Consider the following 20,529-nt stretch of genomic DNA (forward strand, 5'->3'; position numbering starts at 1 on the left):
TGCAAGCGCTTCCAACACGACGGCAACACGCACAGGCCCGCCCACGCGGGCCTGTCGCGTTCATGCAAGCGGCCGGCACCGAGGACGAACGGCAGCTCGCGCCCGCCTGCACGAGGCGCAGCCTTGCTAAACTCCGCCGACTTCAATCTGGCCACCCTTCTTCTCGATGCCCACCATTCGTCCGCTTGCCCTCGCTCTTGGCTTCAGCCTGATCACGCTGCTGTCCGCCCCCGACGCCGACGCCGCGCGCAAGAAGAAGGCCGCTCCCAAGGCCCCGGCCGTCTCGGCGGCGTGTACCGATTTCTACGATTACGCCAATGCCGGCTGGCTCAAGGCCAATCCGCTGCCGCAGACCGGCGCCGTCACCGCACTGGGCCAGTTGTCCGAGCGCGCCCTACAGCAGCAGCGCGAATTGCTGGACGCCTCGATGAAGACCCCGCAGGGCAACGTGCAGAAGCTGCTCGGCGACTTCTGGGCCAGTGGCCTGGACGAAGCCTCGGTCGAAAAGGACGGCTCCAACCCCATCGCCCCCTTGCTGGCGCGCATCGACGCGATCAAGAAGGCCAAGGATGTGCCCGCTTCCATCGCCGCGCTGCATCAGGTCGGTATCCCGGTCGGCTTCAACTTCGGCCCGGACGTGGATCTGAAGGCGCTGGATCGCCATATCGGTTACTTCATGCAAGGCGGCATGGGCCTGCCTGATCCAGCGTTCTACACCCGTACCGATGCCGACACCCAGGCGCTGATGGGCCGCTACCGCAGCTACGTCAAGCAGATGCTGGCGCTGACCGGTACCCCGGCCGACAAGCTCGAAGCCGATGCTGCCTCCGTGCTGCAGATCGAAACCGCGCTGGCACGCAGCGCGCAGTCGGTGCAGGGCATCAACAACCCGTTCAACAACTACGCCCCGATCGCCACCAAGGAGCTGACCAAGCAGTACAAGAACCTGCGCCTGGCCGACTTTCTGGAAGCGCAGGGCGTCAAGGACGATCTGGTGTCGATGGCCGACCCGGCCATGTTCAAGCAGCTCGACAGCATGATCGTCAGCATCAAGCCTGACCAGTGGAAGGCCTACCTGCGCTGGCGCGTGGGCGATGCGATGGCGCCGTATCTGTCCAAGAGCTTCCACGATGCCGAATACCAGTTCCGCGGCCGTCTGCTGCGTGGCGATGCATTGCCGCCGCAGCGCTGGCAGCAGGTGCTTGACGCGATCAATATCGCCGCCGGCCCGATGCTCGGTCGCGAATACGTGGCGCGTTACCTGAGCAGCGACACCCGCCGTCAGGCCGAAGCCATCGCCGACCAGGTGCGCGATGCACAGCTGGCCGCGCTGGAGCGCACCGGCTGGGGCAACGGCGAGGTGATCGCCGAAGCCAAGGCCAAACTGTCGGCGATGAAGATCGAAGTCGGTGCACCGCGGCGTGACCTGGACTACACCGTGCAACCGATGGGCCGCGGCAGCTTCGGCGGCAACATGCTGATCGCCTCGACCTGGCGTCACCGCGAAGAAATGAAGCGCATCGGCAAGGGCAACGCCGACCGTCGTTGGGACGTACTGCCGCAGCAGCCGGCAGTGGCCTATGACATCGCGCAGAACCGTCTGATCATCACCGCCGCCGTCTTGCAGGCACCGGTGCTGACCAACGGCAGCAGCCCGGCCGCGCAGTACGGCGCCTACGGCGCGCTGGTGGCACACGAAATCACCCGTGCCATCGACGCCAAGGGCTCGCTGGTGGACGCCAAGGGCGAGTTGCGCAGCTGGTGGACGCCGGCCGAGAAGACCAGCTGGACGCTGCTGACTGGCAAGGTGGCCAATCAGTTCGCCGCTTATCCGTACCCGGGCGTGCCCAACGTCAAGGTCAACGGCGCGCAGACCGCCGAAGAAAACCTGGCCGACCTGGCGGGTATCGAACTGGCCTGGCAGGCCTTCAGCAAGGCCCAGCCGGCCGCCACCGAGGCCGACAAGCAGGCGTTCTTCACTGCCTGGGCCGGCCTGTGGGCACAGCAGCTGTCGCCGAACGAAGCGGTGCAGCGTGCAAGCGCCGACATCCGTGCACCGGGCCAGTGGCGCACCAACGGCCCGCTGTCCAACTTGCCCGAGTTCGGTGCAGCATTCACCTGCAAGCCGGGCCAGCCGATGCAGCGTGTGGATACCGAGCAGTTGAAGATCTGGCGCTGATTTCAGCGCCAGGCAGTCACTGGCAACCAACACGCAGTCACTGGCAATAAAAAAAGAGCGCGGATTCCGCGCTCTTTTTTTTTCTGTCACTCGCGTTCTTCCATCCCGAAGAACCACACCCTGCTCTTCGTAGGAGCGGCCCTGGCCGCGACGGGGCATTACCGATAACGCCTCATCGCGGCCAAGGCCGCTCCTACCGTTCAGCGCCTATCTGATCCACCGCCACTACCTCAACGCACCACACGCAACGGCGGCTTGCGACCACCTTTCCCACCCTTGCCGCCGCTGCCGCCGAACGGTGACTGCCCGCGCCAGTAACGGATCATCAGCCAACCGAACAGCATGCCGCCCAGATGCGCGAAGTGCGCCACGCCCGGCTGCCAGCCGGTCGCGCCCAGAAACAGTTCGATCGCACCGAACACGATCACGAAGGTGCGCGCCTTCATCGGGATCGGCGGAAACAGCAGCATCACCCGCTGGTTGGGAAACAACATGCCGTAGGCCAGCAACAGGCCAAATACCCCGCCCGAGGCACCCACCACCGGTGCGCCACTCTGGGTGAACCAGGCCATCAGCAGCTGGCACACGCCGGCACCGGCCACACACACCAGGTAATAGGTCAGAAAGCGCTTCTGGCCCCAGGTCTGTTCCAACGCCGCGCCAAACATGAAAAGCGCCAGCATGTTGAAGAACAGATGGTTGAAACCGCCATGCAGGAACGCATAGGTCAGCAACTGCCACGGCATGAAGCTGGCGCCTGGCGAAAACGCATCGAAGCCGTTGGAAATCGGCCACAACATCAGCGACGACAGCGCGGCATCGGAGGGCAGCACACCGGCGCCCAAGTCGCCCAACGCCCACTGCAACAGGAACAAGCCGATATTGGCAATCAATAACGCTTTGGTGACGGGCGGCAGTTGTGGCATGGCGGCATCCTTCGGAATGCCAACCATCATAACGGCAGGCTTATGAAGGCCCCCACACAGCCGCATCCAGGGTTTGCGCGGCACTGGCACGCCGCACCCGCCCCTGCTCCACCGCAACGCCCTCGGCACGCAGGCGCCGACATTGCTCGCGGTAGCCAGACGAGCCTTCCGACAACGCGATCCGGCCATCGCTGCGCAGCACACGATGCCAGGGCAGCTGCGGATCGTCGTTGCCGCTGAGTACGCGCGCCACCAGCCGCGCCCGACCGGGAAGGCCGGCACGCAGCGCGACTTCGCCGTAACCGGCAATCTGGCCGGAAGGAATCGCACGGATCACTTCAAAAATGCGCAGTCGTGCCTGCTCGCTGGAGAGCGCCGCACCATTGGACGCGGAACGCGCAGCTGGCTTGGCAGACGGACGAGGACTGGCTTGGCGAGGCTTGGACATCACGCAAGGATGCCACTTAAGGATCAGAGCCCCTCTCCCGGGGGGAGAGGGGCTTTGAGTTGCTGCTCTCGTCCGCGCAGCTGCGACAGCCACAGCTGCCGCAACCACCACCTCAATGCATCAACACAATCTCTTCGGACGAAGTGGGATGAATCGCCACGGTCTCGTCGAAGTCGCGCTTGGTCGCGCCCATCTTCACCGCCACCGCAAACCCCTGCAGCATTTCGTCCGCATTCTCGCCCAGCAGGTGCACGCCGACCACGCGCTCTTCCTCGCCCACGCACACCAGTTTGAACAGGCTGCGCTGGGGTGAATCGGCCAGTGCATGCAGCATCGGGCGGAAGTTGCTGCGGTAGACGCGCACCGCACCGTGGTAACGCTCGCGCGCCTGCTCTTCGGTCAGTCCGACGTGCCCTAGCGGCGGATGCGAGAACACCACGCTCGGCACGCCTTCGTAGTCCATGCGCGCATCCGGCTGATTGCCGAACAAGCGATCCATCAGCTTGCGACCGGCCGTGATCGCCACCGGCGTCAGCCCGACCTTGCCGCCAACATCGCCGATCGCATGAATATTCGGCACGCTGGTGGTCTGACCCTCGTCCACCACGATTTCGCCTTTTTCGCCCAGCGCGATACCAACTGCCTCCAGACCCAGCCCAGCGGTATTGGCGCGTCGACCCACGGCAAAAAACACCTTATCGAAGACATCATTGCCCTGCTCGCTCGTATGCGCCGGGTGCCCATGCACACGCAGCCCACCGTCGGCATCGCGCTCCAGGCCGGTGGTACAAAATCCGAAATGCAGGCGCACGCCGAGATGGCGCAGGTTGTCGGCCAGCTGCAAGGTCAGTTCGGCATCGAAACGCTCCAGCAGCCGCTCACCTTGCACGAACAGATGCACGCGGCTACCCAGCGCCTGCAGCAAGCCGGCGATTTCCACCGCGATATAGCCGCCACCGACAATCGCCACCTGTGCGGGCGCGTGACAGAGATTGAAGAAATCGTCGGACACTTCGCCGTGCTCGGCACCGTCCACATCCGGGCGCAGTGGATGCGCACCGGTGGCGATCACGATGTGCTCGGCGGTCACCGGCACGCCGTCGCTGCCCATGAGGGTGTGCCGGTCCTGCAACACGCCGCGTTGCGGAATCATGACCACGCCATCCTCATCGAGCCGGCGCCGATAACTGGCATGGATGTTGGCGATGTAGCCCTGCCGATGCGTAACCAGTTCCTGCCACGCCAATGTCGGCCGCGGCACATCGAAACCGAGCGCGCTGGCCAGTGCGATTTTTCCAGCCAGATCGGCTGCCAACCACATCGCCTTCTTCGGCACGCAGCCCAGATTGACGCAGGTGCCACCCAACTCGTTCGGCTCCATGATCGCCACGCGGGCACCGTGTTTTGCCGCGCGAAATGCCGCCGCCAATCCACCGGAACCGCCACCCAGGATCACAACGTCGTAGTCGTAACGGGCACTCATGCGAATCGCTCCGCGCGGTAAACAGGCAGGTCCAGCGCAGGTGCGCGGCCCGTGATCAGATCGGCCATCAGTTGTTCGCTTGCAGTGCTCATGCTGATGGCGAGCATGCCATGCCCTGCCGCGAGCCAGACGTGAGGACGGACGGCAGGTCGCGCACGGCTTGTCTATCGGCTGCAATCGGGCGCAATCCAACCCGTCACCGGCGATCCAGTCGTCATAGCAGCGACGAGCAATACGTCACGATCCTGCCCACCACTGCGTGCTGGGCCTGCAGACCTGGCCTGGCAACTGCGCAAAGTGCAATGCCACGCAACCCGCAGCAATGCGCGTGCTACGACACGTGTCACTCCAGGCGCGCGCTGCCATGTCGCATCGGCGGCACACGCAAATAGGTCACGCTACGCCACAGCCACTCCATCGGTCCGAAGCGGAACCAGCGCAGCCACAGCCGACTCAGCACCACCTGCAGCGCGAACAACCCCAGCGCAAACGGCAGCTGCCACATGCGCGGCAACTGCTCGAAATAACCAAGCCCGTAACCGTAGAACACCCACGTGCACAGCAACGACTGCAGCAGGTAGTTGGTCAATGCCATGCGCCCGGCCGGTGCCAGCCACGCCAGGCGCGGTGCAAGCTGCACCACCCATGCGGCGTAACCCAGGCTCATCAGCGGCCCGGCGATCAACGACAAGGCGAAGGCGCCCGACACACGCAAGTCCAGACGCGCCGGATCCATCCACGGCTCCAACGCAGAACTCACCAGCATCACGCCCAGCCCGAGCGGCAACACACCATATCGCAACGTGCGAAACAGACGCGGAAAGCGCTCGGGTGCGGCAATCGCGCCGCTGCGCACAAACCAGCTGCCCAACAGAAACATGCCAAGCATCGCCGGACCATTGATGCTCAGCCCGGTCATCGCTTCCTGCAGGTCATGCCAGCGCTGCAGCGTCGCTTGCAGGTACGTGCCGCTGCCGTACGCGGCGCGCTGCGCCTGTACGTTCGCGACCGCCTGCTGCGCCGCATCGGCCATCGCCGCCTTCCACTCCACCGCAGCTGCCGGATCGGCCTGCGTCAACGTCCCTGCCGCGCCGTACAGCAGCATCAAGCCAGGCGCGCAGCAGTACACCAGCGCCGCAACCCACGGCAGCGTCACCGTTGGCACCGAGCGGGTGGTCAGCAACAGCAACGCCAGCAAGGCGTAGGTCACCAGAATATCGCCGGACCACAGCAGCAATGCATGGGCCAGCCCGATCGCCAGCAATCCAAGGGTCCGCCGCAGATACGTGCCGAAAAACCCGCGCCCGGCCTGCTCGGCGCGCTGCGCCATTACCGCAAAGCCCATGCCGAACAACAACGCGAACAAGGTGTAGAACTTGCCCTGCACGAACAGGTAGACCAGCGCATCGGCAACACGATCGATGCCATGCCAGTTCGGATCCACGCCGGTGAGCGCCAGATCGAGCGGGCCGACGAAGGCTTCGATATTCATCAGCAGGATGCCCAGCAGCGCAAAGCCGCGCAGCACATCCAGCACGACGATGCGCTCGGTTGCGGCAATGGGCTGCAGAAAATCGCGTGGTGTCATCAAGGCTCGGAGCGTGGTATGCACGACAAAATGCAAACAGCCCGCCGAGATGGCGGGCCGTTTAACCTACAGCGGTCACCCGGAGTGGCTGGCAACACGTCGCAAGCCCTCGTTGGCTGGAAGCGGAGACGGTCCAGAAACCGGCATGTCTGCGTGGCACATGCAGAGTTCAGACACCGGCCACGCCCGCCCGAGGGCAGCGCGGCCGTGTCAATCACCGCTCTCAGTGGTGATGGCCGCCTTCGCCATGCACATGTCCGTGGTCGCGCTCTTCCTGGGTGGCTTCACGCACGTCGATGATTTCCACATCGAAGTGCAGATCCTTGCCGGCCATCGGGTGGTTGAGATCCACATCGACCACGCTCATGCCGACCTTCTGCACCGTCACTGCGCGCGGGCCGAAGTTGGTCTGCAGCATCACCTGGGTACCCGGTGCCAGCTTGGTGGCGCCGAAGTGCTTCTTGGGCACGCGCTGGCTCAGGCCTTCGCGGTATTCGCCGTAGGCCTCGGTGGCCTTGACGTCCACGCCGAAGCTCTCGCCGGCCTCTTTGTCCATCATGGCCGCTTCCAGGCCCGGAATGATGTTGCCGTGGCCGATCATGATCGCCAACGGGTCACGTTCCTTGGAGCTCTCGATCGGCTCCTGGCCGATCTCCGAAACGGTGTAGTGGAAGCGGACGACGCTGTCTTTTTCGATCTTCATGCCTGGCTCTGAATGGGCTGCCCGGTGGCAGACGGTGGAGGACGGCTTGTCGGCCGCCGGGTGCGCCGCCATCATGGCGACCTGTTCGAACCGACCATTATCCCGGCTCCATGCCTATCACGCCAGTTTTCGCCGCTCACACCCGTCGTGTCGTGGCCAGTGTATTGCTGGGCCTGCTCGTGCTGTTGGGCGGTTGCGCACAGACCCCGGTGCGTCGCCCGGCTGCCGCCCCAGCGCCGACTGCGCGCGTATGGCCGCAGGTACCGCCGGCAGACCCGGCCGCCGCCAACAACATCCTGATGCGCGCCTTGGGCCTGGTCGGCACGCCCTACCTGTTTGGCGGCAACACGCCGGAAACCGGTTTCGACTGCAGCGGCCTGGTCGCCTATGTCTACAAGGATGTATTGGCGTTGGCGCTGCCACGTACCTCGCGCGAGCTGGCCGCCATCCAGGGACCCAGAATTTCGCCCGAAAAGCTGGCGACCGGCGATCTGGTGTTTTTCGGCTCCAGCGGCAACGTCACCCATGTCGGGATTTATGTCGGTGAAGGCCGCTTTGTGCATGCGCCCAGCACCGGCGGTACAGTCCGCTTGGATTTCCTGGATGGAGCCTACTGGCGTGACCATTATTCAGGTTCAAAGCGTGTTTTACATTGAAACGTGACGTGCATCACAAGTCACAGAACGGAAATTTAACCTTTTTTGAACGTAACGATTCTTTCACCAAGGCATCATCGCGCATCGACAGCAGAAATGTGATTCCCGCGTGACGAACGACGAACAGATCAATCCTGGCGCCGCACCGCTTCCGCCCCGGAAACCGCTCCGCCTGTTGTGCGCCACCGCTCTTTGGCTCGCAGCCCTTCCCGCTCTGGCACAGACCGCCAACACTTCTTCATCCGTTCCGCAGACGACCACGCCAGACAGCGCCGTCGCCGCCGAGAAAGCCGCAACCCGCAGCCGCGCCGATGCCGCTGCCACCGCAACGCTGGCCGCCCTGCTTCCGCATCTGGCCGCCAATGACGCCATTCCGCTGATGGACCGTTCGGCGATGTTCGCCGGCGACCTCAGCCGCCTGTTGGCCAATTACGACGTTTCGCAGAGCGCGGCCAACGCCGCCCAGAACGCCGTGGCCGACAGCCGTGTCCAAGTGATCCTGCAGCGCGCCATGGCCCTGCTCGGCACCCCGTACGTCTGGGGCGGCGAGTCCACCGAAGGCTTCGACTGCAGCGGCCTGGTCGGCTATGTGTTCAAGACCGCCCTGGGCATCGACCTGCCGCGCGTCTCGCGCGATATCGCCCGAGACGAATCGGCCGAACTGATCAAGGACCCCTCCGCGCTCAAGGCGGGCGATCTGGTGTTCTTCGGCCGGCGTGGCCGCATCGACCATGTGGGCCTGGTGGTCGGCGACGGCAAGTTCCTGCATGCGCCCAGCCGCGGCAAGGACGTGCGCGTGGATTCGCTGGCCAGCGGTTACTGGAGCGAGAAGTTCATCCAGGCGCGTCGGGTGCTGTGATTCTCGGCGCCTGATCCACTGCATGACAGACGAAGGCTGCGGCGATCCCGCGGCCTTTTTCGTGGCGGTGGTTTTTTAGGTTCGTACTTCAACCGCAGTGAACCAATCGACCGCAACACCGCGCAAGCACGTGGATCCTGCGCGGGTCACCGGGTGCGCAGCCACTCGGTCAGTGCGCAGCATCCGCCTTGTAATGCGACATGGTGTCCTCGATGCCCTTGCTCAGTTCCATTACCTTGAGCGCATATTCGGCCAGACGCTGATCCTCAGGCGTGTCCGGCTGCCACGAGGGCACTGCCACCGGTGTGATCCCGTCCGGATCCATCGCCACGAACACGATGATGCAATGCGTGCACAGCCGCGAGTCGCCGCCCATTGGGCTGCGCGCACGCACATCGATGGCGAAATGCATGCTGGTGCGCCCGGTGTAGACCAGCTTGGCCGACACCGCGACCAGATCCCCGATCCGCACTGGCGCCACGAAGCGAATGCCGCCCACTGCCACGGTGACGCAGTAATGCCCGCTCCAGCCACTGGCCGCGGCAAAGCCGACCTGGTCGATCCACTTCATCACCACGCCGCCATGCACCTTGCCGCCGAAGTTGACGTCGCTGGGTTCGGCCAGAAAACGAAATGTCAGATCACGCTGTTCGCCAATCACCGCCCGCCCTCGTCAATGGATGAGCTGGCAGTGTGCCATGCAGGTGCGACAGAAGCGCGCAGGGACATTCGGCGTTCCGGCGTGTATTCGATCAACCGCGTATCGCTTCAATGTTGTCCTGCTTGCGCAAACACAACCAAGGGAAATGCAGCTGTTTCAACTTGAACATCCGCCGCAGGCGCGCACTCGGCCGTCGCGGGTCGAATAGCCATTGCACTGCAAACCGATCGAACGTGGCGTAAGTGTGTTGATGGTAGTGCGCGGCCAGTGCGGGCACACCCAGCTCGGTGAAATAGCGCAGGCTGCGCGCGGCGCTTTCGCTGGCGCGTTGCGGGTCTGCGTACAGCGGGCTGTCGAGGATGTGCAGTTCGCCGCCGTCGCGCAGCTGGGCGAGCAAACGGGTGACTAACGCGGCAGGATCGGCGAAATACTGGATGCAGGCCGGGACCACGATGACGTCGAAGAGATCGCGTGGCAGCGCCAGGGTCTGGATGTCGGCAGCGATGAAACTCAGCCGCTGGTCGTGGCCGAATACGCGTGCGGCCTGGGTCAGTTCGGTGCGATTGACGTCGATACCGCAGACGTCGCGTTGCAGCGATTGCGCCAGCAACTGCGACAGCCAGCCGTTGCCGCAACCCAGTTCGAGAATGGCGCCCTCGCCTGCACGCGCCTGTAGATGCTGCACCAGCAACGCGCTGGACAGCGCGCGCACCCGCCATTCCAGCGTCGTGCCGAGCTTGCCGCTGGGCATTGGCAGGCTACGCACCTGCGCATCGGTGTAGAGCCGGCCCTCCTTGCGCCGAATCTCCAGATACTGCTGTTCGAACGGATCATCGGCCAACAAGCGCTGCACGAACACGCCGTCGATGCTCTCCAGCTCGGACAACTGCTGCAGCCGATCGCGCAGCGCGGGAAATCCAACACTCATCGGTCGGTCGCGGTCAGCGCTGCGAGCTGGCGCGATCGGTCAGCGGATCTTCCAGCCCCACATTGGTCGATGCCGACTCGTAGACCGCTTTATCGAGCAGACCGGTTTCCTTGGCCACCAGCACCGGCACCAGCATCTGCCCGGTCACGTTGGTCATGGTGCGCATCATGTCGAGAATGCGGTCGATCGCATACAGGTAGCCGATGACTTCCAGCGGCAGGTTGGCCGCACTGAGGACCACCGTGGCCATGATCACCGCAGTGCCGGGCACACCGGCCGTGCCGAAGCTTCCGAGCACAGAAGCGATCAACACCACGAAGTATTGATTGGCGGTCAGTGGCACACCGGTGTATTGCGCAATGAACACTGCGCACAAGGCCGGAAAAATCGCGCCGCAGCCATCCATCTTGATGCTGGCACCCAGCGGCACCGCGAATGCGGCGTAATCCTTGCTGACGCCCAGGTTATGCGTGATCGAGCGCATCGCCACCGGCATCGCGGCAAAGCTGGACGAACTGACGAATGCCACCTGCATGCCCGGCGCCGCACCACGGAAGAACTTCCACGGATTCAATCCATGCAACAACAACAAGCTGCTGTAGACCACCACGATGTGGATCGCGCAGGCGACATACAGCGCCAGCACGAAATTGCCGAACGGCAACAGCTTCGCAAAGCCGTAGCTGCCCACCAGACTGGCGATCAGGCCGAAGGTGCCGAGCGGGGTCATCTCCAGCACGAAGCGGGTGACCTGGATCATGATGTCGCTCAGCTGCGCGGTGAGCTTGCGCGCCTCGGCCACCCGCTCGCCGAGCTTGACCATCGCAAAGCCCAGCAGCGCGGCGAAGAAGATCACCGGCAGGATCGAACCACGCCCGGCCGCCAAGACCGTCTCGCCGGCCGCATTGGTCTTGGTGCCGATGCCGGTCAGTGCGTAGAACGGGTTGGAGGGCACCACATCCAGCAGCACCTTGATCGGGCTGGGCACATCGCGCGGCTTCCAGGCCGAATCCACGCTCAAACTGAAATGGCCGGCGCCGGGTTGCATGAGCGTGCCCACCGCCAGGCCCACGCCCACCGCCAGCGCGGCGGTGATGACAAACCACAGAAAGGTACGCCCGCCAAGTGCGGCGACGGATTTTTGCCCGTGCAGCGACGAGATCGCATTGATCACCGCGAAGAACACCAGCGGGATCGCGATCATCTTGATCAGGGTGACGTACAGATCGCCGAGTGGGCCGAACCACACATCGGCCGCAGGGCCCATGGCCGCTCCGGCGATCGCACCCAGCACGAAGCCGGCCACCACGCGTTGCCAGAACGGAATGCGCAACCAGGCCGAGACCAATGTCATGCGTCGAATCATCCGGGGGGGAGAGTGCATGCACGATAGCTCAGGCCCGCGCTGGCCGCGAGACCACGACTGGAACAGCGGTGTGTCATCTGTGTGACGCCAGGCATCCCGGCATAATGCGCGCTGATTCAGTCACGAGTTCGATGCCGATGCGTTACCGCCTGCCTGCCCTCGCCGCCCTGACCACCTTGTGTGTCGCCGCCTGCGCTTCCACCACTGGCACCAGTGCGTCCACGCCTGCCGCCGTGCGCGTGGAGGTGCCGCAGGTGACGCATCCCGCCGGCGAGACGCCGCAATGGTGGTACCGCTCGGGCGCAGCGCGTGCAGCCGGCAATGGCGCGATGGCCGGGCGGGCGCGCAACGTGATCCTGTTCCTGGGCGATGGCATGAGCCTGACCACGGTGGCTGCCGCGCGCATTCTGGATGGCCAGCGCAAGGGCGGGCCCGGTGAAGAGAACCTGCTGTCGTGGGAGCAATTCCCGGCGACCGCTTTCAGCAAGACCTACAACACCGATTCGCAAACGCCCGATTCGGCCGGCACCATGACCGCGATCACCACTGGCGTGAAAACGCATATGGGCGCGATCGGCGTCAGCAGCGGCAACCGCAGCGACTGCGGCGACAGCCTGGGCAAGGGACTGCTGAGCTGGCTGCAACTGGCCGACAGCGCCGGCATGGCCACCGGCATCGTCACCACCACCCGGCTGACCCACGCCACCCCGGCGGCCACCTACGCGCATTCGCCGGACCGCAACTGGGAAAACGACACCGACCTGCCCGAGTCCGCGCGCACCGCCGGCTGCCAGGACATCGCTCAGCAACTGCTGTCCACCGCGCGCTTCGGACGCGGCCCGCAAGTGGTGCTGGGCGGCGGACGCAGCCAGTTCCAGACCGTGCAGGAGCGCGATCCGGAATACGACGACAAGGTGGGCCTGCGCCTGGACGGCCGCAATCTGGTCGCCGAATGGAAACAGGCGCATCCGCAAGGCGCCTATGTCTGGAACGAACAGCAATTGAAGGCGGCGGCCGGCGCGCCTGCGCTGCTGGGCCTGTTCGAACCGGATCACATGCAGTTCGACCACGACCGCAATCGCACCCCGCAAGGCGAGCCCAGCCTGACCGAGATGACCCGCACCGCGATCCAGTCGCTGTCGCGCGACCCGAACGGCTTTGTGCTGATGGTCGAAGGCGGCCGTATCGATCACGCCAACCATGCCGGCAATGCCTACCGCGCGCTCGACGAAACCGTGTCGCTGTCCGATGCGGTGCGCACCGCCGTGCAGACCGCGCCACCGGACACGCTGATCATCGTCACCGCCGACCACTCGCACACGCTCAACTTCGTCGGCTACCCAGTGCGCGGCAATCCGATCCTGGGCAAGGTGCGCGGCACCGGCGGCGAAGAAGGCGACCGCACCCAGCTGGCCACCGACCTGGCCGGCCAGCCCTACACCACACTGAGCTACGCCAACGGCCCCGGCCACACCGGCGCCAGCAACGCGCAGCCGGCCGGACCGAAGAAGTACCCGCACGAACCCAGCAGCAGCGAGCCTGCTTCCGGACGCCCGGATCTGACCCACGTCGACACCGAAGCCCCCAGCTACATGCAGGAATCGCTGGTGCCGACCAAATCCGAAAGCCATGGTGGCGAAGACGTCGGCATCTGGGCCACCGGCCCGGGCAGTGCGGCGTTTCGCGGCACGCTGGAAGAGAACGTGATCTACCACGTCATCGTGCAGGCCACCCCGCGCCTGCGCGAGCGCCTGTGCAAGGCCGGCACCTGCGACAGCGCCGGCGTGCCGGTGGAGTTGCCGGCATCGGCCGCGTTCGAGACTGCGACCAAGCGTTGATGTGCAGCGCTGCGCCGTTGCGATTGGCAGGCGGTGGCAATCCGCTACCGGTCGCACCGTGCCGCAGCGCTGTCTTGATCGGCATGCACAGATGACTGCCCTGGCACTGCCTGCGACGCCGCCGGGCCCGGTCCTTGTCGCCTACAGCGGCGGCATGGATTCGAGCGTGTTGCTGCAGCTGCTGGCAGCCGCGCCGCGCTATCGCGACATCGGCTTGCGCGCGGTGCACGTGCATCACGGCTTGCACGCCGACGCCGATGCATGGGCTGCGCATTGCCAGCGCCAATGCGATGCAGTGCAGATTCCCTTGCAGATCGCGCGCGTGCAGGTTGCGCGCGACAGCGGCCTGGGTCTGGAAGCGGCGGCACGCAATGCGCGCCACGCCGCGTTTGCCGAAACACTCACGCCCGGCGAATGGCTAGCGCTGGCGCACCATCGCGACGATCAGGCCGAAACCTTCCTGCTGTGCGCCCTGCGCGCTTCCGGCCCGGACGGCTTGGCTGCCATGCGCGCGCAGCGTCCATTCGCAGGCGGCATGCTGTGGCGTCCACTGCTGCACCATGCACGCACCGACTTGCTGGCCTATGCGCAGGCACATGGGCTGGAATGGATCGAAGACCCCAGCAATGCCGACACACGGTACGACCGCAACTTCCTGCGCACCCAGCTCATGCCTCTGCTGCAGCAACGCTGGCCACAGGCCGCCGAGGCGTTGGCGCGCAGTGCGCACCTGAGCGCCGATGCCAGCGCGTTGCTGCTGCAAGAGGACATCGCGCTGCTGCCCGGCATGCTGACCGCAACCGGCGCGCTGGATCTGCAGCGGTTGCGTGCGCAGCCGGCGACACGTCGGCCGCGCCTGCTACGCGCCTGGGTGAGTGCGGCACACGCCCCGCCGCTGCCCGCACATGGCATCACCGCGCTGGAACAGGAAATCGACAACCACGCACCGGACCGGCAAGCGCGCTTTGCCTGGCAACAGGTCGAAGTGCGTCGCTGGCGCCAGTGTCTGTATTTACTTCGCCCACACACCGCATGCCCGCCGCAGTGGCAGACGCACTGGGATGGCCAGGCGGCGCTGCAGCTGCCCGATGGCGCGCAGTTGCAGTTACACGGCGCACCCGGCCTGCGCTTCGCGCAACCGCTACTGGTGCGCGTACGCCACGGTGGCGAGCGCATCGTGTTGCCGCAACGTGCGCACTCGCATCGCCTCAAGCACCTGCTGCAGGAACTGGATCTACCACCCTGGGAACGCGAACGCCTGCCGATCCTGTGGGATGGCGACCAGGTACTCGCAGCCGGCGATCGCATCATCTCGGCCGCATTGAACAACTGGCTGCAGGCCAATAACGCAGCGTTGCGATGGCACAGCAACACAGCTGCGAATTGACCCGCCTGCGCGCGCGCCGCACACTTTACCGATGGCCAAGAAGTCCTTGAACGAAACATCCCCGGTTGCCCGCTTCGAACAGTCGCTGGAAGAACTCGAGCAACTGGTGCAGAAGATGGAAGTCGGCGACCAGAGCCTGGAGCAATCGCTCATGGCCTATGAGCGTGGCATCGGCTTGTACCGCGATTGCCAGCAGGCACTGGAACACGCCGAACTGCGCGTCCGCATGCTGACCGACCCCGCCCGCCCCGATCTGGCCGAAACCTTCGAACCGCCGTCGTCGGACGGCGGCTGAGGTGAGTTCGGCGTCGTTCGATCACTGGATCGCCCGCACCGAACGCAGCCTGGAGGCATGCCTGCCAAGCCCAGCGCTTGCCCCGCAACGCCTGCACGCCGCCATGCGGCATGCGGTACTGGGCGGCGGCAAGCGCATGCGTCCGTTGCTGGTGTATGCGACCGGCGCCCTGTTCGGCGCCGACGAAGACAGCCTGGACACCCCTGCCGTGGCGGTGGAGCTGATCCATGCCTATTCGCTGGTGCACGACGATCTGCCGGCGATGGACGACGACGCGCTGCGCCGCGGCCAGCCCACCGTACATATCGCCTTCGATGAAGCCACGGCGATTCTGGCTGGCGATGCGCTGCAGACGCGCGCGTTCGAACTATTGGCTGCGGCATCGGTGAGTGCCGACCTGCGGGTCGGCTGGCTACAGAGCCTGGCCAGCGCTGCAGGCGCTGCCGGCATGTGCGGAGGCCAGGCACTGGATATCGATGCCACCGGCCAACTGCAATCGCTAAGCGACCTGGAACGCATGCACGCACTCAAGACCGGCGCGCTGATCCGCGCGGCGGTGCGCATGGGCGCGTTGACCGGTGGTGCCGCGCAGGCCGACCAGCAGCGCCTGGACGCGTTTGCCGATGCGCTGGGCCTGGCGTTCCAGGTGCGCGACGACATCCTGGACGTGGAATCGAGCTCGGCGCAGTTGGGCAAGACCGCCGGCAAGGACGCTGCGCAATCCAAGTCCACCTATCCCGCCCTGCTCGGGATGGACGGCGCCAAGGCCAAGCTGGCAGAGCTGGCCACGCGCATGCACGACATCCTGCAGCCCTACGGCCAGCCCGGCGAAACGCTGGCGACGCTGGGCCGGTTTGCGGTGGACCGCGCGCACTAGCGCGACGCTCAAAACGACCACGCACCCATACAAACGGCCCACGCGATCAAACGCGGACGTCGCTGCGTGGTCACTCGCCAGCGGCAGCGATGCATGCATCGATCATGCGATCGCGCCGCCATCTGCGCACACCGTGCGCCAGCGCACGGTGGAGACGTGGAGCGTCCTCGAATAACCGGGGTTGTGCGTCACAAAACGTAAATTCTCTTTTCATAGATTTTCACAAGGGAATTTATGCGGTGCGCGTTAAAAATGTGGATGGACGCACACCTTGGAGCCAAATTGTCGCCATCGCTGTCCATATTTGCCATTCCAGCGCCATCAGTAGGCCAAAAACAGCACGAATCGATTGTCTTGTCGTGCCCGCTCGCCCTGCCTAGGTTGGTCTGCCCGCGTTCAGCGGACATCCCCCCGATCACATGGAGAGTTGCTGGTGAAGAATGTTTTTCTCGCATCGTTTGCAGCAGGCACGTTGGCCGTTGTCGGCGTGCTCGGATCGGCGCAGGCGCAGTCCGTGCGCGGCCCGGTTCCGTTGACCATCGAACTAGCGCCGGTCGCCGATCAGGCTGGTCGGCACCAAGGCAAGATCGCCGTCACCGTTACCAACAACGGCAGCCAGATCGCGCGCGTCCCGACCTATCAGCTGCCGCTGAAGTCACTGGATAACGGCATTCTGGACGTCAGCCGCGATGGTACGCCGGTGAACTACACCGGGCGCCTGGTCAAGCGCGGCCTGCCCAAGGCGGCCGACTTCACCATCCTCAAGCCCGGCCAGAGCGTGCAGGGCGAGGTCGATCTGGCGGGCGCCTACGATCTGTCCACCAGCGGCAACTACACCATCCAGGTCCGCTCGTCGCTGCAATACGCCTCACTGTCCGACGGCAGCCTGATGAAAGCGGCCAACGGCGAGCCGGCCGTGGCCACCAGCACCCCGCTCACCGTCTGGCTGGACGGCGCACGGCGTGGCGTGCAGCGCCAGCTCGCAGTCGGCCCGACCGCCGTGGTCAACGGCATCAACTATCTCAACTGCAGCACCACCCGCACCAACCAGGCCGCCAGTGCCGTCACTGCCGCGCGCAACTACTCGCAGAACGCGCGCACCTACCTCAACGGCGGCAGCACCGGCGCGCGTTACACCACCTGGTTCGGCGCCTACAACGCCTCACGCTATAGCCGGGTCAGCTCGAACTTCGTCAACATCGACAACGCGCTGGACCAGAACAACGGCCAGCTGACGATCAACTGCAGCTGCGAAGCGGATCTGGCAGACGCCTTCGCCTACGTCTATCCGAACCAGCCGTACGAGATCCATGTGTGCAACGCGTTCTGGAGTGCATCGACAACCGGCACCGACTCCAAGGCCGGCACGCTGGTGCACGAGACCAGCCACTTCACTGTGGTGGCCGGCACGCAGGACCGCGTCTACGGTCAGTCCGGCGCGCGTAGCCTGGCGATCAGCAACCCGGCCCAGGCGATCACCAACGCCGACAGCCACGAGTACTTCGCCGAAAACACCCCGGCGCAGAACTGATCCCGCCATCGTTCGAAACGCCAAAGGCCCGGCATCGCTGCCGGGCCTTTGTTGTTCGCACCGTGCCGGATTACTTGATCAGGCGCAGCGTGAACGGATAACGGTAATGCTCGCCGTTGTTGGCCTTGACCGCGGCCAGGATGCACAGCACCAGGTTGGCGATCCACACCAGCGTCGGCACGAAGAACAGAATGCCGAACGACACGATGGTCAGGATCACCGCAGCCACATAGGCGATGATCACGGTGATCTGGAAGTTCAACGCTTCCTTGGCCTGGTCGGTGGCGAACGGCTTGGACGGGCTGGCGTCCTTACTGATCAGCCAGATCACCAGCGCGCCGATGAAGGACGTGAGGATGCCGAGCAGATGCGCGGCCAGCGCCAGGGTGCGCTCCTCCGACGGCGAGCTGGTGCCGATCGGCGGTGGCGGCGGTGCAGCGTGTGACTCGAAGTCGCTCATCATGTCTCCCCATGCATGGTTGTGGTGCGGCGGACTATAGCAACCCGTCAGCCAGCCACCAGTGCGGGAAGACATGGTCTCGTTCGCGATGCTCCGCGGCAGTGGCCGGGAGCGGTGAGCACAGTCGTCGCGATCGGCACGCTCAGCTGTCGCCTGCCACCGTCATGCGGTTGAGCAGCACCGCACCGATCTTGACGTGCGAACGCGGATCCACATCGTTGCCTACCGCCTCGATGCCGGCGAACATCTCGCGCAGGTTGCCGGCGATGGTCAGACCATCGACCGGATAGGCGATCACGCCGTTCTCGATCCAGAAACCACCGGCGCCGCGCGAGTAATCGCCGGTCACTGGATTGACCCCGTTGCCCATCAGTTCGGTGACCAGCAGACCGCGCGACATGCCGGACATCATCGAGGCCAGATCGCCCGCATTCGCAGTGACCTGGAGGTTGTGGACGCCGCCGGCGTTGGCGGTGGTCTGCAGGCCCAACTTGCGTGCCGAATAGCTACCGAGCACATACCGCTGCAGCACGCCGTCGGTGATCAGCGCCGAACGTCGCGTCGCCACGCCCTCGCCATCGAAGGCGGCCGAGCGCAGCCCGCGGCGCAGATGCGGCAGTTCTTCGATGTTGAACCAGTCCGGGAACAGTTTGCTGCCGACACTGTCGAGCAAGAAGCTGGCACGCCGATACAGCGCGCCACCGGAGACCGCGCCAAGCAGATGGCCGACCAGCGAGCGCGCCACTTCCGGCGCAAACAGCACCGGCAGCTGGCCGGTGGGGAGCGAACGCGGTTGCAGCCGCGCCAGGGTGCGCTCGGCAGCGTGGCGGCCGATCGCCTCGGGCGCTTCCAGGTCTTCACGTGCCAGCGCGCTGCTGTACCAGCCATCGCGCTGCATACCGTCGCCCTGCCCGGCGATCAGCGCGCAGCTGATCGAATGATGGGTGCCGCGCTCGCGGCCGATGAAGCCATGCGAGTTGGCATACACCGACAGGCTGAGCCCGGTGCTGGCCGAGGCGCCATCGGAATTGCTGATCCGCGCATCGGCATCGCGCCCGGCGGTTTCGCAGGCCAGCGCCAGGTCCACCGCGGTGTCGGCGTCCAGCGCCCACGGGTGCCAGCTGTCCAGTTCGGGGAACTCGCGCGCCATCAGTTCCGGGTCGGCCAGGCCGGCGGCCACGTCGTCTTCGGTGTAGCGGGCGATCGCACAGGCCTGGGCCACGGTGGATTCCAGGCTGGAATCCTGCAGATCGGCGGTGCTGGCACTGCCCTTGCGCTTGCCGAAGTAGACGGTGACCGCAATGCCACGGTCGCGGGTGGATTCCACCGTTTCCACATCGCCCAGCCGCACGTTGACGTCCAGCCCGCGCTCTTCGCTGCAGCTCACTTCGGCCTGGGTGGCGCCGGCCGCACGGGCGCGCTCGAGCAGGCGCTGCGAGATGTCGGTGAGCGCGTCCAGGCGCTGCAGGCTGTCGTCGTGGACACGTGTTTCGGAGGAGAGTGCGTTCAATGCTTTATCCTTAGGAACGCGGATCCTTCCGCAAAAGCTCGGCCATCGTTGGCCGGAGTGTCTGAATTCAGTGCGGAGTGTTCCGCCGGCGCCCGGCCGTTCAAGGCCGGAAATTTTTTATCAACCAAGTTTCGGGATGTAGTGGCAATGCGCGGACGCGACGAAGACACTGGTGAATTTCGCGGCGCCAGCCGCAGCCAGCAACGGCGCGAGGCGCTGGAAATTTTCGACCTGGGCGAAAAGCTGGTGGCGCTCACCCCGGCGCAGCTGGCCAAGTTGCCGGTGCCCGAATCGCTGATTCCGCATATCGAAGAGAGCAAGCGCATCACCTCGCATATCGCGCACAAGCGGCAGCTGGCGTTTCTGGCCAAGCACATGCGCCGCGAGGACGACACCACGCTGAACGCGCTGCGCGATGCGCTGGATGCCAACAGCGACACCGCGCGCCGCGAAGTGGCTGCGATCCACCGGGTCGAGCGTTGGCGCGAACGGCTGCTGGCCGAGAGCGACGTGGCGCTGGCCGAACTGCTGGAAGCCTACCCGGCCGCCGACCGGCAGCAACTGCGTCAGCTGGTGCGCAACGCCATCAGCGAGCGGGCCAAGAACAAGCCGCCGCGCGCCTACCGCGAGCTGTTCCAGGTGCTGCGCGAGTTGTCCACGCAGGCGGGCGAAGAAGTGAATGCCGGCGACGACGACATCGATCTCGACGAGAGCGACGACGCCGACAGCGAAGAAACGCGGACCGAGGACTGAGGAACCACACAGGCGGGACGCATCACGCCCCACCGCCCCCGCTGTTGCGATTCCCGAATCTCCATTCCCGAATCCCCGCAT

General features: G+C 65.1%; 18 protein-coding genes and 2 pseudogenes. 9 read left to right on the forward strand and 11 right to left on the reverse strand.

Annotated features, from left to right (window positions below):
- Positions 1 to 166 precede the first annotated feature (166 nt).
- Positions 167 to 2,179 (forward strand): M13 family metallopeptidase, encoded by a 2,013-nt coding sequence (locus tag NMB96_RS20880; RefSeq protein WP_255085548.1) that lies wholly within the window; start codon positions 167 to 169, stop codon positions 2,177 to 2,179.
- A gap of 230 nt (positions 2,180 to 2,409) precedes the next feature.
- On the opposite strand, the gene NMB96_RS20885 is transcribed toward NMB96_RS20880, so the two are convergent.
- From NMB96_RS20885 to NMB96_RS20910, 6 genes and pseudogenes are all read right to left on the reverse strand, one after another.
- A complete protein-coding gene (locus tag NMB96_RS20885) occupies positions 2,410 to 3,105 on the reverse strand; it encodes a rhomboid family intramembrane serine protease (protein ID WP_043889734.1) in 696 nt (231 codons plus the stop codon).
- Between the two features lie 40 nt (positions 3,106 to 3,145).
- Positions 3,146 to 3,553 (reverse strand): MGMT family protein, encoded by a 408-nt coding sequence (locus NMB96_RS20890; protein WP_043889088.1) that lies wholly within the window; start codon positions 3,551 to 3,553, stop codon positions 3,146 to 3,148.
- A gap of 112 nt (positions 3,554 to 3,665) precedes the next feature.
- A complete protein-coding gene (gene gorA, locus NMB96_RS20895; RefSeq protein WP_023903391.1) occupies positions 3,666 to 5,036 on the reverse strand; it encodes a glutathione-disulfide reductase in 1,371 nt (456 codons plus the stop codon).
- Positions 5,033 to 5,173 (reverse strand): annotated as a pseudogene (locus tag NMB96_RS20900) (amino acid dehydrogenase); the annotation flags it as partial. The pseudogene NMB96_RS20900 and the gene gorA, both read right to left, overlap by 4 nt.
- Positions 5,174 to 5,379: 206 nt before the next feature.
- Complete coding sequence (locus NMB96_RS20905; RefSeq protein ID WP_023903389.1) at positions 5,380 to 6,624, reverse strand: DUF418 domain-containing protein; 1,245 nt, start codon at positions 6,622 to 6,624, stop codon at positions 5,380 to 5,382.
- A 223-nt stretch (positions 6,625 to 6,847) separates the two neighbouring features.
- Positions 6,848 to 7,327 (reverse strand): FKBP-type peptidyl-prolyl cis-trans isomerase, encoded by a 480-nt coding sequence (locus tag NMB96_RS20910; RefSeq protein WP_006449968.1) that lies wholly within the window; start codon positions 7,325 to 7,327, stop codon positions 6,848 to 6,850.
- Here NMB96_RS20910 and NMB96_RS20915 point away from each other — a divergent pair.
- Positions 7,326 to 7,983, forward strand: a pseudogene (locus NMB96_RS20915) (C40 family peptidase). The gene NMB96_RS20910 and the pseudogene NMB96_RS20915 sit on opposite strands and share 2 nt — an antisense overlap.
- 109 nt (positions 7,984 to 8,092) lie before the next feature.
- Complete coding sequence (locus NMB96_RS20920; RefSeq protein ID WP_023903386.1) at positions 8,093 to 8,842, forward strand: C40 family peptidase; 750 nt, start codon at positions 8,093 to 8,095, stop codon at positions 8,840 to 8,842.
- Between the two features lie 169 nt (positions 8,843 to 9,011).
- Here the strand turns inward: NMB96_RS20920 and NMB96_RS20925 are convergent, their stop codons facing one another.
- From NMB96_RS20925 to NMB96_RS20935, 3 genes are all read right to left on the reverse strand, one after another.
- A complete protein-coding gene (locus tag NMB96_RS20925) occupies positions 9,012 to 9,503 on the reverse strand; it encodes an acyl-CoA thioesterase (RefSeq protein ID WP_006449965.1) in 492 nt (163 codons plus the stop codon).
- A gap of 91 nt (positions 9,504 to 9,594) precedes the next feature.
- Positions 9,595 to 10,431: a class I SAM-dependent methyltransferase gene (locus tag NMB96_RS20930; protein WP_023903385.1), complete on the reverse strand. Its 837-nt coding sequence runs from the start codon at positions 10,429 to 10,431 to the stop codon at positions 9,595 to 9,597.
- A 13-nt stretch (positions 10,432 to 10,444) separates the two neighbouring features.
- The gene (locus tag NMB96_RS20935; RefSeq protein WP_023903384.1) at positions 10,445 to 11,785 is read right to left on the reverse strand and encodes a dicarboxylate/amino acid:cation symporter; all 1,341 of its coding nucleotides are present in this window, start codon (positions 11,783 to 11,785) and stop codon (positions 10,445 to 10,447) included.
- 143 nt (positions 11,786 to 11,928) lie between these two features.
- Between NMB96_RS20935 and NMB96_RS20940 the strand changes: the two genes are divergently transcribed.
- From NMB96_RS20940 to NMB96_RS20960, 5 genes are all read left to right on the forward strand, one after another.
- Positions 11,929 to 13,635 (forward strand): alkaline phosphatase, encoded by a 1,707-nt coding sequence (locus NMB96_RS20940; RefSeq protein WP_043889086.1) that lies wholly within the window; start codon positions 11,929 to 11,931, stop codon positions 13,633 to 13,635.
- A 91-nt stretch (positions 13,636 to 13,726) separates the two neighbouring features.
- Positions 13,727 to 15,022, forward strand: a complete 1,296-nt coding sequence (gene tilS, locus NMB96_RS20945; protein WP_043889085.1) for a tRNA lysidine(34) synthetase TilS — start codon at positions 13,727 to 13,729, stop codon at positions 15,020 to 15,022.
- Between the two features lie 31 nt (positions 15,023 to 15,053).
- A complete protein-coding gene (locus NMB96_RS20950; RefSeq protein WP_023903381.1) occupies positions 15,054 to 15,317 on the forward strand; it encodes an exodeoxyribonuclease VII small subunit in 264 nt (87 codons plus the stop codon).
- Position 15,318: 1 nt separating this feature from the next.
- Positions 15,319 to 16,194, forward strand: a complete 876-nt coding sequence (locus NMB96_RS20955) for a polyprenyl synthetase family protein (RefSeq protein WP_023903380.1) — start codon at positions 15,319 to 15,321, stop codon at positions 16,192 to 16,194.
- A gap of 433 nt (positions 16,195 to 16,627) precedes the next feature.
- Positions 16,628 to 17,725 (forward strand): M35 family metalloendopeptidase, encoded by a 1,098-nt coding sequence (locus NMB96_RS20960; RefSeq protein WP_255085555.1) that lies wholly within the window; start codon positions 16,628 to 16,630, stop codon positions 17,723 to 17,725.
- 70 nt (positions 17,726 to 17,795) lie between these two features.
- Here NMB96_RS20960 and NMB96_RS20965 read toward each other — a convergent pair whose 3' ends face one another.
- Both NMB96_RS20965 and pmbA read right to left on the reverse strand, forming a co-directional pair.
- The gene (locus NMB96_RS20965) at positions 17,796 to 18,260 is read right to left on the reverse strand and encodes a DUF4870 domain-containing protein (protein ID WP_170118405.1); all 465 of its coding nucleotides are present in this window, start codon (positions 18,258 to 18,260) and stop codon (positions 17,796 to 17,798) included.
- 67 nt (positions 18,261 to 18,327) lie between these two features.
- Positions 18,328 to 19,695: a metalloprotease PmbA gene (pmbA, locus tag NMB96_RS20970; protein ID WP_255085558.1), complete on the reverse strand. Its 1,368-nt coding sequence runs from the start codon at positions 19,693 to 19,695 to the stop codon at positions 18,328 to 18,330.
- A gap of 147 nt (positions 19,696 to 19,842) precedes the next feature.
- Here pmbA and yjgA point away from each other — a divergent pair, with 147 nt between their 5' ends.
- Entirely contained in the window at positions 19,843 to 20,448 is a 606-nt protein-coding gene (gene yjgA, locus NMB96_RS20975; RefSeq protein ID WP_255085560.1) for a ribosome biogenesis factor YjgA, read from the forward strand.
- Positions 20,449 to 20,529 lie beyond the last annotated feature (81 nt).

It is taken from the genome of Xanthomonas hortorum, from assembly GCF_024339125.1.
In the GTDB taxonomy this organism is placed as follows: domain Bacteria; phylum Pseudomonadota; class Gammaproteobacteria; order Xanthomonadales; family Xanthomonadaceae; genus Xanthomonas; species Xanthomonas hortorum.